Annotated in this window: 13 protein-coding genes; 4 read left to right on the forward strand and 9 right to left on the reverse strand. The window is 48.3% G+C overall.

The features are described 5' to 3' along the window. Position 1 precedes the first annotated feature (1 nt). The 7 genes from rdrA to FDX11_RS17825 all read right to left on the reverse strand — a co-directional run bounded on the left by rdrA (position 2) and on the right by FDX11_RS17825 (position 8,803). Positions 2-2,521 carry an antiviral RADAR system adenosine triphosphatase RdrA gene (rdrA, locus tag FDX11_RS17795; protein WP_137398316.1) on the reverse strand — a complete coding sequence of 840 codons (2,520 nt, stop codon included), beginning with the start codon at positions 2,519-2,521 and terminating at the stop codon, positions 2-4. 277 nt (positions 2,522-2,798) lie between these two features. After that, positions 2,799-3,605 carry a peptide ABC transporter ATP-binding protein SapF gene (gene sapF / locus FDX11_RS17800; RefSeq protein ID WP_016153235.1) on the reverse strand — a complete coding sequence of 269 codons (807 nt, stop codon included), beginning with the start codon at positions 3,603-3,605 and terminating at the stop codon, positions 2,799-2,801. Between the two features lies 1 nt (position 3,606). Beyond that, positions 3,607-4,599 (reverse strand): peptide ABC transporter ATP-binding protein SapD, encoded by a 993-nt coding sequence (gene sapD, locus FDX11_RS17805; protein ID WP_003020556.1) that lies wholly within the window; start codon positions 4,597-4,599, stop codon positions 3,607-3,609. Continuing rightward, entirely contained in the window at positions 4,599-5,489 is an 891-nt protein-coding gene (sapC, locus tag FDX11_RS17810) for a peptide ABC transporter permease SapC (protein WP_016156640.1), read from the reverse strand. Before sapC ends, sapD begins: the two co-directional genes overlap by 1 nt. Next, complete coding sequence (sapB, locus tag FDX11_RS17815) at positions 5,476-6,441, reverse strand: peptide ABC transporter permease SapB (protein ID WP_061381249.1); 966 nt, start codon at positions 6,439-6,441, stop codon at positions 5,476-5,478. The genes sapC and sapB overlap by 14 nt, the downstream gene beginning before the upstream one ends. After that, complete coding sequence (sapA, locus tag FDX11_RS17820; RefSeq protein WP_137350281.1) at positions 6,438-8,081, reverse strand: ABC transporter substrate-binding protein SapA; 1,644 nt, start codon at positions 8,079-8,081, stop codon at positions 6,438-6,440. The genes sapB and sapA overlap by 4 nt, the downstream gene beginning before the upstream one ends. Before the next feature lie 329 nt (positions 8,082-8,410). Continuing rightward, positions 8,411-8,803 carry a YdeI family stress tolerance OB fold protein gene (locus FDX11_RS17825; RefSeq protein WP_042308109.1) on the reverse strand — a complete coding sequence of 131 codons (393 nt, stop codon included), beginning with the start codon at positions 8,801-8,803 and terminating at the stop codon, positions 8,411-8,413. Between the two features lie 131 nt (positions 8,804-8,934). Here FDX11_RS17825 and FDX11_RS17830 point away from each other — a divergent pair, with 131 nt between their 5' ends. The 4 genes from FDX11_RS17830 (at position 8,935) to FDX11_RS17845 (ending at position 11,505) form a co-directional block, all read left to right on the forward strand. Further along, positions 8,935-9,438 carry a hypothetical protein gene (locus tag FDX11_RS17830; RefSeq protein WP_137398317.1) on the forward strand — a complete coding sequence of 168 codons (504 nt, stop codon included), beginning with the start codon at positions 8,935-8,937 and terminating at the stop codon, positions 9,436-9,438. 9 nt (positions 9,439-9,447) lie between these two features. Next, entirely contained in the window at positions 9,448-9,894 is a 447-nt protein-coding gene (locus tag FDX11_RS17835) for a DUF421 domain-containing protein (protein WP_038640925.1), read from the forward strand. 10 nt (positions 9,895-9,904) lie between these two features. Further along, complete coding sequence (locus FDX11_RS17840; protein WP_042308115.1) at positions 9,905-10,420, forward strand: 2-oxo-tetronate isomerase; 516 nt, start codon at positions 9,905-9,907, stop codon at positions 10,418-10,420. A 176-nt stretch (positions 10,421-10,596) separates the two neighbouring features. Next, positions 10,597-11,505, forward strand: a complete 909-nt coding sequence (locus FDX11_RS17845) for an SDR family oxidoreductase (RefSeq protein ID WP_042308117.1) — start codon at positions 10,597-10,599, stop codon at positions 11,503-11,505. Positions 11,506-11,600: 95 nt separating this feature from the next. Here FDX11_RS17845 and FDX11_RS17850 read toward each other — a convergent pair whose 3' ends face one another. Together FDX11_RS17850 and pspF are read right to left on the reverse strand one after the other, a co-directional pair. Then, on the reverse strand, positions 11,601-12,245 hold the full coding sequence (locus tag FDX11_RS17850) for a quinolone resistance pentapeptide repeat protein QnrB69 (RefSeq protein WP_042308119.1): 645 nt from the start codon (positions 12,243-12,245) through the stop codon (positions 11,601-11,603). 82 nt (positions 12,246-12,327) lie between these two features. Continuing rightward, positions 12,328-13,317, reverse strand: coding sequence for a phage shock protein operon transcriptional activator (gene pspF, locus FDX11_RS17855; RefSeq protein ID WP_167371245.1), 990 nt, complete (start codon positions 13,315-13,317; stop codon positions 12,328-12,330). Between the last annotated feature and the right edge of the window lie 58 nt (positions 13,318-13,375).

Genomic DNA, 13,375 nt, shown 5'->3' on the forward strand with positions numbered 1-13,375 from the left:
TTTAGTTATTGACCTCTTCTCCGACGCCCTGGATAAGACCACGATAGAACCATGAAACTTGGTTATTTTCTTTAAGTAGCGACTGCATTACGCGTGAGGAATGCATGCATTTAAGAATATTATGGGCAATTTCGATATTGCTACTTGCCCACAGTTTAACTTCCTGTGTTTTGATTGTCGTATTGCCCGTCTGTTTATAGTAAAAATCGCGAATGTCAGTAAACGTCATTTTTGAAAAATAGTTTTCATTAAAGAGATCCGTCGCGTTGTTATCGCCAATAGGATAACATTCCGGAGGGTCGATATTGAATATGGGATGGCACCACATAGAAATAACAAGTTCAGCATGTTCACTTTCGTTGATTGTTTTAAGATTTAGAATGTTATCATCATCAACAGTCAAATCGACAACTCCACTGAGATTGCGTGATAAAGTACGGTCATATTTTGTGAACTCAGTGTAATCTCTGACTATTGATGCTCTGGCGCCAGTGGCTACGTTAGTATTAACAACAAGTCCATCTTTAGTGAATGTTAATAACGCATTGATAAATATATACTCAAAGCGCCGCGCCAGATCTGACAGAAGTTCTTCCCGTGACTTTTTCTTATCTATCAAATTCATCCTAAGCACGGACAGTTGAGAAAAAACTTTATTAAAAATAACGCTGAGTAGCGGTATTAGGTTTTTACCTTTAAGCTCTGTTATTTTTCTGTTTTCACACCAGTTATAAATTTTTTCTATTAACTCATTGATATTGCTGGAGTAGTCGATAGGATTGTCGGGGCGATTCAGACCATCATCACTTTCTTCTATTTCCCGGGTGTGATTCATCGCGAAAATTGAATAGAAGGGGGCTCGTAAGAAAGTATCCTGAAAAAGGGCTGTAAATTTATCTTTTTGATAAAAGGTGTCTGGCAAATTTCCGGTTATAGCCAGTAGGGACCATCCAATGATTTCAAAGGCCCGGCTAAAAAAGATATGATGTCGTCGATTTAGCTGCCGGCTATAGTAATCATGGTGTGTATAGAGTGCCAGCAGCAGAGAATTACCATTTTTAGCCTCTGACACCGATTTGCTTATAAACATTGGCTCCATGATAAATTCTAAGGCTGGCATACTGCGTAAAATATCCGAACTATTTTTTACTGATTCTAAGATACTTTGGTTGGTGTCATGGGCTTTCATGTCCGCGGCTATATCGCATTGCTGACTAATAAATTCTTTGCTTGCCCAATGGCATCGATTCATTTGTAAGACTGGGTTGAATGCGATCAACTGGCTAAAATTAAGCTGTGCCACTTGTTGTGCCAGTTGAATATGTAGATAGGTTTCCATATTCGTGAGGGCAACACCATCGTGATGTATTTCAGCCCAGTAAGCATATTTCTGCCAGATGTCAGGCGTGGTGTGTTCTCGTTCCTGTAGCAATGAAGGCGGTAAGCTTCTAATTAGTTGGGTGACTTCTCTGGCGCTAATAGGGTGAACCCATTCAGTACTGCGTTCTTGCCCATTGCATAAACTATAGAAGGTGTTTTTTAATAGATCTTCATATTGCGGGAAGGTCAGGTTTGATATTTTTCTGGTGTTTTCTATTTCTGAATATTTATAGCGAATTTCCAGTTTTGGTAATATTTGTTCAATGGGTTGTAAGGGCAGGCGAATATGATTCGGGAAGACTTTTGTCAGATAGGCATCGGATAAACTCTCTGCCATATAACCAACACCGAATATATTATTAGGACCCTTAGAAAATGCTTTTTGCGTAATGTGACGATAGAGTTGATCGTCACCGCTGACTAATGGGAGGATTAGCGGACAGGAGAGTAAACAACGGATGTCATCCAACACGGCGAAACCATTGTCAATTTTCATGTCAACATCATCAATGGGCAATACTAACGCATCACAACCCAACAGGTTTACAGTGGCAATCAAGAAACGATGAAAATCCCGTTCGAGATGAATACCGGAACGGTACTTTTGAATTCTATCAATACCCCGAAGTTCATCTATTTCTTGTGGCTTTCCTAATGCACCGGCCAATGTTCTTAAAGCCTGGAAAAAAGCCTCTTTTATTGACTGGCTAATCTCAGGTTGGTTCAGTTTACCTTCAACGGAAGCATAAATAGAGGCAATAATGACTTCGGAGAAGCGGTCATCAATGTTCAATAATGTTGGATCAATAACATCGATAAAGTGCAAGTCGGGGAATTGTGACGATTTTGCGGTGTAGTTAGCCCATGCGGCGCTGGCATTGCGTAAGAAGACGGTTTTTCCCGCTCCACGTGGACCATTGATAAAAATGGCATGATGGTAACTGGTGAGCCGGGCTGTTTTGGGATCTTGTAAATCATTTTTATACTGTCGAGCCTCCAGTCCCATACGAGCCAGGTTCTCAAGCATTTTTTGAGTCGCCTGCTGTTGCCACAGGTTATTTTTCTCGCCTTTGGTGCCATCGCCACAAAAATCATCACGGTATTCGGGTAAATCTAGATCGAGTATTATCTCACTGGCCATAAGTCCCTCATGAAATTAAATCCCAAAGCATGCCGCTGTGGTTAACTAAAAGTATGCAGGAGGTGACCAGATATAACTAAAAACTGAATGGCGCATGCTTAACTAAGAGATCGATTATGTCCAGTTAAGGCCGTCTACACCTCCGTATGATGAGGCAATACTAGCATAGGTATTATGCCTAACCTACTGTTTTGGAATAGTAAAATCAATCCGTCAAGCGGTGAAGAACTTCAGGCCACAGGAAACAGAAGGTTCCTGTGCCCAAAGAGGATGTCAGTTAGCGATCTTTCCGCCAGGCGTCGGCGGTAAGCGCCTCGCCAAAATGCCCTGCAATCAGACGACGAGTCAGCTCATGTAGTGGGGAGGCCAGAACATCCGCGGTACTGCCGCGCTCAACAACTTCCCCCTGATGCATGACTAATACTTGATCGCTAATGTGCTTCATCATGCCGATATGCTGAGTCACATAGATATATGAAATCCCCTGTTTTTCCTGTAATTCCAGCATCAAATTGATGAGCTGCGAACGCATCGACATGTCGAGAGAGGCAAGGGCTTCGTCGGCGATAATCACTTTAGGTCGCAAAATGAGCGCGCGGGCAAGCCCCAGGCGCTGTTTTTGCCCCGGCGCTAACATATGCGGATAATAGCTCACATGGTCAGGCAGCAGGCCGACCATGCGCATCGTTTCTATTATCTGTTTGCGACGCTGTTCAGGTTCCAGGTCGGTGTTCAGACGCAGCGGGAAATCAAGGATCTGTGAAATACGCTGACGAGGGTTAAGCGATGTTGACGGATCCTGAAAAATCATGCGGATCCGCTGACTACGGAATGAGTAATCACCATACTTTAGCGGGTGATCGTCAATCAGCAGTTCACCGCTGGTGGGTTCAATCATGCCAGCTAACATCTTTGCCAGTGTGGACTTACCGGAACCATTTTCACCAATGACGGCGAGCGTCTGACGTTCGCGCAGGGTAAAGCTGAGTGGCTTAACGGCCTCAACGGTCTGTCGGCGAAATAAACCCGTCCGGTAGCGAAAGGTTTTGCTCAGATTGCGAACTTCGAGCAGGGTTTCTACCATCTCACTCTCTCTCCATATTCAGCGGGAAATGACAGGCGTAGAGATGATTCTTTGCTCCGGTCAGTCGTGGGGTTTCAATACATTCACGTTGAGCATAAGGGCAGCGCGGCCCCAGACGGCAGCCGATGGGTAATTGTTCCAGCAATGGAATCGCTCCTGGCATGGTATTCAAACGACTTTTATGCGGCATGGCGCTACCAAAATCAGGAATGGCGCGGATCAACGCCTGCGTATAAGGATGATGTGGAATCGTCACCAGATCTTTACTGGGCGCGGTTTCCACCGTTTGTCCGCAGTACATTACGTTGATTTTGTCTGCCCACTGGCTGAGCATTTGCAGGTCATGGCTGATCAACAAAATGGTGGTATTGCTGTTTTGGTTCAGCCGGGTCAGCAGGCGAAATATTTGCGCCTGGGTCGTTGGCTCCATCGCGTTCGTCGGCTCATCAGCAATCAGCAAGCGCGGCTGATTAGCCAGCGCGATAGCGATCATTACCTTCTGACACTCGCCGTCGGTCAGTTCATACGGGAAGCTGCGCATGGCATCTTTATGGTCTTTTATCCCGACGCGGTGCAAAAGCTCAATCGCCCGGCGTTTGCGCCAGCCGATGCGCTGCCACCAGCGGCCCTTGTAGGTCCAGGCTGGAATATTTTGCATCAGCTGTCGTCCAATACGCTCGGACGGATCAAGGCACGATTGCGGTTCCTGAAAGATCATGGAAACGTTATGACCGACCAGCTTGCGTCGTTCACGCGCGGAAAGGCGCAGGAGATCGATATCATCAAAGCGCATACGGTCGGCGGTTACGCGCCAGTTATCTTTAGCGACGCCGCAAATGGCCTTGGCGATCAGGCTCTTGCCGGAGCCAGACTCGCCAACCAGTCCGCGGATTTCACCCTCATTGAGGGTCATGCTGACGCGGTCAACTGCTTTTACCCAGTCGTCACCGGTTCTGAATTCAATGGTCAGGTTGCGGATATCGAGTAATGGCATTATTCCACCCCCGCAATAATTGCGCGGCGCACGCCATCACCCAGCAGGTTAACCAACAGCACGCTTATCATGATCGCCGCCCCTGGCAGCATGACAGTCCACGGTGCGACATAAATCAGTTCCAGCGCGTCGCCGAGCATGGCTCCCCATTCCGGTGATGGCAATTGTGCGCCCAGGTCGAGAAAACCCAGCGCGGCGATATCCAGGATCGCCATCGACAGCGCACGGGTGATTTCAGTGATAAGCCCGGCGGTAATATTGGGCAGAACAGCGAACCACAGGATATTGAGCGTGGTTGCGCCATCAAGGCGAGCGGCGATGACATATTCTTTTTCCAGCTCGTCATGCACCATGCTGTAGACGGAGCGAACCATCCGCGGTAACAGCGCCAACCAGACGGCAAACATCGCGTGCGTCAGATGCGGCCCGGCAAAAGCCACCACAATAATCGCCAGCAACAGCGAAGGGATCGACAGCAGGGTGTCCAGAATGTGATTGAGCACCGCGGAACGCAAACCGTGTGTTGCCCCGGCAACCACGCCAAGCAATAAACCACACAGCGTGGCGGCAAGGGTGACGACAAACGCGCCGCCCACGGTTGGGGCCGCACCGCTGAGCAGGCGGCTTAAAACATCACGCCCCAGATCATCAGTCCCGAGGAAGAAAGAGACTTCGCCATAGCGCGACCATGACGGTGGCAAAAGCTGGTAGCCGAGAAACTGTTGGTCGATGCCATAAGGCGCGAACCAACCACCAAAAATACACAGAATCGCCAGTCCCGCACAGCCATACAGGCCGATCATTGCGGTTGCATCGCCGTAAAAATTGCGCCATGCGGTGCGCAGCGTACCTGGCGGGCGCTTTTCGCTGTAGACGCTATCGTAAGGCATACCATTCCTTATGTTTCAGAGGGTTAGCCATAGCACCCAAAATATCAGAGATGACGTTAACAATGATAACCAATGAGCCTATTACCATCACACCCGCCGAAATAGCCGCGTAATCTTGCTGGCGAATCGCGTTAATCAGCCAACGGCCAAGACCTGGCCAGCTAAAGACCATCTCGGTGATCATCGCCAGCGTCAGCATGGTGGAAAACTGTAACCCTAGGCGCGGGATAACCGGTGGGAGAGCGTTGTGCAGTACGTGACGGCGTAAAATCGTTAACCGTGACAAACCGCGAGTAGCCGCCGCTTTAACATAGTTTTGATCAAAGACCTCAATGGTGCTGATACGCATCAGACGAATAACTTCCGTCGTCGGTGCCACGGAGAGCGTTAATACCGGAAGCACCATATGACGGATCGCACTGACCAGCATTTCGTCGCGCCAGGGCGAGTCGGTGATCCACGCATCAATAATGGCAAATCCGGTAACGGGCTTAACTTCGTAGAGCAGATCAAAACGCCCGGAAACGGGCAGCCAGCCGAGGGTCAGTGAGAAGAGCAACGTCAGCAGCAGCGCCAGCCAAAAAACCGGAATAGAAAAGCCCATCAGAGCCAATGCGCTGATGCAACGATCCTGCCATTTATTACGTGTAATGCCCGCCAACATGCCGATGGGGATCCCGACCATAAGTGCAAAACCAAAGGCCAGAATGCACAGTTCCATCGTCGCCGGGAACACCTCTTTCAGTTGTTCTGAGATCAACTGACCGTTAATACTGGACACACCAAAATCCCAGTGAATCAGGCCATTGAACCAGAATACCCAGGCGTTCCACAGCGATGCGCCCTGTAACGGCGCATGAGGTGTGAAGTAGCTCAGGCTGAACCCAATAAAAGTCAGGAAGAACAGGGTGACCAGCAGTAATAAAAAACGGCGCAGGGTGAAGATAATCATGGTTTTTTCACCTCTTCAGCCTTTTCCCTGGAAACCCCGGCAAAAGAAGCGTTGCCGAACGGACTGAGCACCAATCCTTTGATGTCATAGCGATAAGCCTGCAAACGAAGCGAAGAGGCCAGCGGCAGGATCGGCAACTCGCGCGCGAGAATATTTTGCGCTTCGTCGTAGGCATCAATTCGCGAGGAGAGTTGTTGCGAAGAGAGGGCTTTGCGCAAAATGCTGTCAAACTCCGGATTGCACCAGTGGGCAAAGTTGGTCTGTGAGTTAATGGCGGCACAACTGAGCATCGGTCGGAAAAAGCTGTCAGGATCGTTACTGTCAGTTGCCCAGCCGGACAACGTCAGATCATGGTTCATATCCATTAATCGCGCCTCCTGAAAACGACCCTCTACCGGGATGATCTTCACTTTCACACCCACCTGAGCCATATCAGCCTGAATCAGCTCTGCGGTTTTCAGCGGACTGGGGTTCCAGGCCTGAGAGCTTGTGGGGACCCAAAGTTGTAACGTCAGATTTTCCAGCCCCAGCGCTTTTAACTGCTCGCGCGACTTTGCCGGGTTGTACTCAGTAATTTTAGCTTCGTTGTCATAAGCCCACGAGGCGCGGGGCAAAATAGATGCCGCGGTTTCCGCCGTACCGTAGTAAATAGATTGCATTAACCGTTGGTTGTTAATAGCCAGCGCTAACGCATGTCGTACGGCAGGGTTGTTCAATGGCGGTTTATCCGTGTTGAACGCCAGATAGGCGATATTCATCCCCGGACGCAGCGTCAGACGCAGTCGAGGATCATCACGCAATATGCTGAGCTGGCTGGCAGCGGGCCAGGCCAGGACATCGCACTCGCCGGTCAGTAATTTCGATAAACGTCCGGTTCCGCCAGAGCCGAGATCCACCACGACCTGCGGCATCAAGGGGGTACCACGCCAGAATTTTTCATGCCGTTGTAGGCGAATATATTGGCCTGCACGATTTTCTGAAAGTTGGTACGGTCCAGTGCCGACGGGTTGTCTGTCGAGTAATTCCTGGCGATCCTGTTTTGCTAATTTGGCAGCATATTCTGCCGACATCACAGAGGCATAATGTGTGGCAAGGTGCCACAAGAAAGAAGCGTCGGGTTGATTTAAGCGAAATTCAACGGTGTTGTTGTCCAGCTTGCGCACGCTTTGGACGTTATCGGCGAACTGCAGGCTGTCAAAATAAGGAAAACTGCTGCCATTGACATTGTGCCACGGATGCTGGCGATCAAAGATGCGCTCGAAGGTAAATACCACATCGTCCGCATTCAGTTTGCGGGTGGGCGTGAACCAGGCTGTCTTTTGAAACGGAACATCGCGACGTAAATGAAAGCGGTAGGTTGCGCCGTTATCCATGACTTCCCAGCTTTCAGCCAGTTCTGGCACCAGGCGATAGGTATAGGGATCGACATCAAGTAGTCGGTCATACAATTGGGCCGCTAATGTGTCTACGATGAGACCGCTGCTCGCTTTTTGCGGATTGAACGTATTGACCTGCCCACTAACGCAATAGACAAAGCCACTGTCACGAATATCAGCGTACGGGGCCTGCTCAGGCGCAGCTACAGCCTGACCACTCAGAAATCCAGCCATCACGATCAGAGATGATAAAACCAGGCGCATAATTTTAAAGGGTTATATATAAAGAAGCTATCTTACTAATACTTAATGACATTTGCCATTACCGTTTGTGTTTGGGGCTGCAGGGGTGATGACCGCGAATTCAACATCGTCAGTTGGTCAAAATTCATACCTGCTATCCACGTTGCATATACTCTATTAGCTATCTTAGCATTTTCATGGCACCTCTGACTCGCTTAAACGCCGGATTCAATGGCGGGAGGTGTCTGACGGGAAAAATGAGTCTGTTGTGTGGGAGGAATGTCTGCAGAATCAGAGGAAAATAAACAAGAATGAGGCCGGGAAGAGTGAATATCTTCCCGGATGTCGAATTACTTCTGGATTTTATTAACGCGTACCACCGGCGGTTGCATTTTAGCGTCAAGGCTACCGTTAATCCTGATCATTTGATCGGGTTTTACCGTTCGGCCATCAAAGACGGCAAGCGGGATTAGCGTATTGATAGTGCCGGTTTTGTCCCGGAAGATAAACTTATCTCCTCCTTGAGCCTCAATGAGATTACCTCGTAAAGAGATGGTCGCACCGTCATGCATGGTTTTAGCTTGTTGGACGGTCATGATTCTTGCATCTTCAGTGCCACGATACCCTTCATCCAGTGCGTGCGCAGGTGGCGGGGCGGTATCTTTTTTTAATCCGCCATTATCATCGGCAAACGCTGTGGGCAATAAAAAACAACACAGTAAGGGGGCGAGAGATATTTTCATAGAGCCTCCATTAAAATTGATTTGACTTATTAAGTTTTGTAGCTATTTATTAATTTGGCGAGTGGGATAAGTCTCAAATTGTAATTTTTCAATAAAACAACGGCTTGGTGTTATATAAGCGAGGCGGGGAGATGAACAGAGAGAAAGCCCATTTGCAAGGCGTAAAAGAGAGCCAGCGTTTTCTGAATTTTGAATCTGGCTTTCACAAGATTGGTTTTATCTGTTTGCTCTGCATTGTTTTACTTGCTATGGCGGGATCGTTTTCCAAGGGATATTTAAGTGAGGTAACGAGAAAAAATAGCTTAAAGACAACAGAGTTACAATACGAAAGGTTTGGGCGTTTGCAAACGGAATTTAAAATTAACATCTCTGCACAAAAGTATGATTCTGTGAACAAGGCGTTGCGCATTGGCGGCGATTTCAACAAATTTTATGAGATGGAAAATATTTGGCCGCAGCCAGACAGCATGTACAGCAAGGGTAATGATCTTTACCTTGTCTACAATGATTCTGAAGCAACGCAGGACTTTACTATCTGGCTGCAGGTTACGCCCGTGAAGCCAGGAAGTGTAATGAGTTTTCTCCAGCTAAATGGCGAACCTGAAATCCGCTTCAGACAATTTATTTATCCCTAGGAGGTGAGTATGGAGATGGTCTTCCGGGCATTAGCCATTTACCTTATTTTGCTGGTAGTTTTCAAAATTGCAGGTCGCCGGGCATTGTTACAAATGACCAGCTTCGATCTGATTTTATTACTGATTATCAGTGAAGCAACTCAACAAGCCTTATTGGGTAATGATTTTTCGCTAACCGGCGCCATGATCACGATTGTCACACTGGTTACTATTGATATTCTGTTTGGTTTCATTAAGAAAAAGGTAGGTGGGGCAGAATCCGTGCTGGATGGCTCTCCGGTTATCCTGCTTGATCACGGGATACCTTTGTTGGATAAAATGAAGAAAGTGGATGTTTCTCTTGACGATATATTAGTCGCTGCACGACAAAATCAGGGGATTACCGAATCCAGTAAAATCAAGTATGCCATTCTGGAACGTAACGGACATATTTCTGTCATTCCTGAAGAGAATTAGCGAGGCGGTAATGAACACGGAGTACAATGACGCAAAAACACGCAATGAACTGACGAAACGGGTTGCAAAAACGCTTATTGATCGCGGTTTAACGTTGACTACCGCAGAATCTTGTACAGGAGGAAACTTGGCCGCCGCGCTTTGTGCACAGGCGGATACCGCAGAATTTTATGATATCGGCGTTATAACCTTTAGCGATCGTGCCAAGCAGAAAATGCTCGGCGTGCGGGCCAGTACGCTGGAGAAATATAGCGCCGTTAGTGAGCAAACGGTCAGTGAGATGTCTGTAGGGATACGTGAGCAAGCCGGAACCGATATCAGCATAGCCATTAGCGGATATGCGGGGCCGGAGGGTGGGGAGGATGGTACTCCCGCAGGAACGGTGTGGTTTGCGTGGAATTTCCGCGGGCGGATAATAACAAAACGGGAATATTTTTCCGGTGATTGCCAGGACGTTATAGAAAAGGCGGTACGTTTTAGCCTGGCGGTATTGGTTGAAGAAGTTTCAGTCTGGAAGAACAAATAAATAAACCAGGACTTATCCGAGTAAATATCTCAACGCAATGTGAAGTTATCATCGTAAGGACCAGGTTAATATTTGGCAAAAATGAAGTTGTGGGTAAATTATAAAGGTCATGTCATTCATTTTGTTCTACGCTTATTAGTCTTTGCGATGAATGATGACTCATGAGAGGTGATTGAATGACTGACCTAAATAAAGGAAAACAGACCACCAATAAAACTAATTCAGAACGTTTTCCGCAGCCGCCTTTTCCACATCAAAAACAACCTTTTCCGGGTCTGGCTGGAAAAATGCAACCGCGTCCCGATCATGGCGAAGAAAGCTATCAGGGAAGCGGTAGGTTAAATGGTCGCAAGGTATTAATTACCGGAGGTGATTCAGGTATTGGGCGTGCAGTTGCCATTGCTTATGCCCGCGAAGGCGCCGATGTCGCGATTAATTACTTACCTGAAGAAGAGGACGATGCGCGCGAAGTTGTCGAATTGATAAAAAAAACAGGGAGACAAGTCGCGGCGATTCCCGGTGATATTCGTGACGAAACTTTCTGTAACCATCTGGTAAAACAGGCGGTAGAAGCGCTGGGAGGGTTGGATATTCTGGTGAATAACGCCGGTCGTCAGCAATTTTGCGAATCGATCGAAGACCTCACCACAGAAGAGTTTGATGCGACATTCAAGACCAATGTCTACGCCATGTTTTGGATCACCAAAGCGGCTGTTCCTCATTTCTCACGAGACAGCGTGATTATTAACACCTCGTCGGTACAGGCTTATGAGCCAAGTGAGATCCTGCTTGATTATGCTCAGACCAAGGCGGCGATAGTGGCATTTACTAAATCGCTGGCTAAACAACTGGCCCCCAAAGGGATCCGTGTAAATGCTGTCGCGCCTGGGCCGTACTGGACGGTATTGCAGTGTTGCGGTGGCCAACCACAGGAAAAAATTGAGAAATTTGGCGCCAATGCGCCACTCGGTCGTCCAGGCCAACCGGTAGAAATTGCTCCGCTGTATGTCACTTTAGCGGCTGAAGAGAATAGCTATACATCCGGTCAGGTATGGTGTTCTGACGGGGGGACCGGAACCCTCTGACGTCTATGTTCGCTGAGTCGAAACGTCTGCGGGGGAAAACCAGCGCGGACAATACTGTATAAGGGCAGGGGGCGGCATGTACCGCTCCCTGAATATTAACCAATGACAGCGATGCCAAGACGTTCCAGGATCAACGATGCCTGGTAGCTGTCCAGTTTAACGCCTTGCAAATCAACACCCCGGACATCGAGATCGCCCAGTTCTGAATTGGTCAAATCACAGTGCGTAAAGTTTGCTGCCCGCCAGTCGAACGATGAAAACTCGCCGCCAGAGAGGTCCGATCCACTGAACGTTGCGCCAAGTACCTGAGTACCCATCCAGCGGTTTTCCCACAGCTCGCACTTTTCCAGTACGACTTTTGAAAAGTTGGCGTAGCTTAAGTTGGTATTGGTGATATAGGCGCTACAAAACCAGGTGCGTGTGGTAATCATATTCATAAAGCTTGCGCCGCGAAAATCTGAACCTTGTGCGCGGCAGTGGCGAATTTCGATTCCCAGCGCACTCACATTTCTGAAATCCGCCATGGAGAGATCGCAACTTTTGAAAATGGCATCTTTCAGGATAGCGCGGCTAAAATTACACCCTTTCTGGCTCTCTCGATCATAAAATTGGCAGCCAATAAACTCAGTACCGCTAAGGTCGGCACCCGAAAAATCACAGTTGAAAAATGTGCTATTTTCGACTTTCTCACCGGTGAACCTGTTTCTGTCAATTTTTTCGCCAACTAACGCCAGAGTCATCATGATTAACCTGTTTTTTTATACAGTGATTGCAACATGGTAAACTGTTTTGACCCTCGCGTCCAACGTCTGCTCCTGTACGCTAAATTTGGTGTTTCTTGAGTAACGCACGGAGCTGATGGTAGGTCAGACCTAATAATTCAGCGGCTTTTTTCTGATTAAATTTCGCTTGCTGTAAGCTGGTTTGCAAAAATTCCTTCTCCTGCTGCTGTTGGAATTCACGCAGATCCAGCGGTAAGGCTACTGATGTGTGTCTGGTTTCTTGCACCAGCGGCGGTGTGGTGTGACGCCTGAACGGGTCAATCACAATCTCATTCAGCGGGTAATCGCTGGTCCCGTGTCGGTAAACTGAACGCTCCACGACGTTTTTCAGCTCACGAATATTGCCCGGCCAACGGTAGTGGAGGAGCGTTTCTTTGGCCTCGTCGGTGAACCCTGGAAACAACGGTAACCCGATCTCACGGCACATCTGAATGGCAAAATGTTCAGCCATTAACATGATATCGCTTTGACGTTCGCGTAACGGTGGGAGTTGCACCACATCAAAAGCCAGACGATCCAGCAGGTCGGCGCGGAACGTGCCTTCACTCACCATGCGCGGCAGGTCGGCATTGGTTGCACAAACCAGTCGTACGTTGACCTGCAGCGGCTGGCTACCGCCTACGCGTTCCAGCTCTCCGTACTCAATAACGCGCAGCAGTTTTTCCTGTACCAGCATCGGGGCGGTCGCCAGTTCATCAAGAAACAGCGTGCCGCCATCGGCGCGCTCGAAACGACCCGGATGACGTTTCTGTGCGCCAGTAAAGGCGCCAGCTTCGTGACCGAAGAGTTCAGAATCGAGTAAATTTTCGTTGAGCGCCGCGCAGTTAAGTGAAATAAACGGGCCTTGCCAGCGGGTGGAGAGATAGTGCAGGCGGTTGGCGATAAGCTCTTTCCCCGTACCGCGTTCCCCAATGACCAGCACAGGTTTATCCAGCGGCGCGAGATGAGAAACCTGCTCCAGAACTTCAATAAAGCTGTTCGCTTCGCCCAGAAGATTATCTTTGTATCCTGCCATGATGAAATTCACCATTTGTTAGTGTTATTCACCAATTTACCCTATTTATCCCGGCAGGTAAAATTGGATATTT

The organism is Citrobacter sp. wls714, assembly GCF_005281025.1.
GTDB lineage: Bacteria > Pseudomonadota > Gammaproteobacteria > Enterobacterales > Enterobacteriaceae > Citrobacter > Citrobacter werkmanii.

Bases quoted from the DNA above. Each gene is read 5' to 3' on its own strand.
- rdrA (WP_137398316.1), bottom strand. From the start codon at position 2,521: ATGGCCAGTGAGATAATACTCGATCTAGATTTACCCGAATACCGTGAT.
- FDX11_RS17835 (WP_038640925.1), top strand. From the start codon at position 9,448: ATGGAGATGGTCTTCCGGGCATTAGCCATTTACCTTATTTTGCTGGTA.
- FDX11_RS17845 (WP_042308117.1), top strand. From the start codon at position 10,597: ATGACTGACCTAAATAAAGGAAAACAGACCACCAATAAAACTAATTCA.
- FDX11_RS17825 (WP_042308109.1), bottom strand. From the start codon at position 8,803: ATGAAAATATCTCTCGCCCCCTTACTGTGTTGTTTTTTATTGCCCACA.
- FDX11_RS17830 (WP_137398317.1), top strand. From the start codon at position 8,935: ATGAACAGAGAGAAAGCCCATTTGCAAGGCGTAAAAGAGAGCCAGCGT.
- FDX11_RS17840 (WP_042308115.1), top strand. From the start codon at position 9,905: ATGAACACGGAGTACAATGACGCAAAAACACGCAATGAACTGACGAAA.
- sapC (WP_016156640.1), bottom strand. From the start codon at position 5,489: ATGCCTTACGATAGCGTCTACAGCGAAAAGCGCCCGCCAGGTACGCTG.
- FDX11_RS17850 (WP_042308119.1), bottom strand. From the start codon at position 12,245: ATGACTCTGGCGTTAGTTGGCGAAAAAATTGACAGAAACAGGTTCACC.
- pspF (WP_167371245.1), bottom strand. From the start codon at position 13,317: ATGGTGAATTTCATCATGGCAGGATACAAAGATAATCTTCTGGGCGAA.
- sapB (WP_061381249.1), bottom strand. From the start codon at position 6,441: ATGATTATCTTCACCCTGCGCCGTTTTTTATTACTGCTGGTCACCCTG.
- sapF (WP_016153235.1), bottom strand. From the start codon at position 3,605: ATGGTAGAAACCCTGCTCGAAGTTCGCAATCTGAGCAAAACCTTTCGC.
- sapA (WP_137350281.1), bottom strand. From the start codon at position 8,081: ATGCGCCTGGTTTTATCATCTCTGATCGTGATGGCTGGATTTCTGAGT.
- sapD (WP_003020556.1), bottom strand. From the start codon at position 4,599: ATGCCATTACTCGATATCCGCAACCTGACCATTGAATTCAGAACCGGT.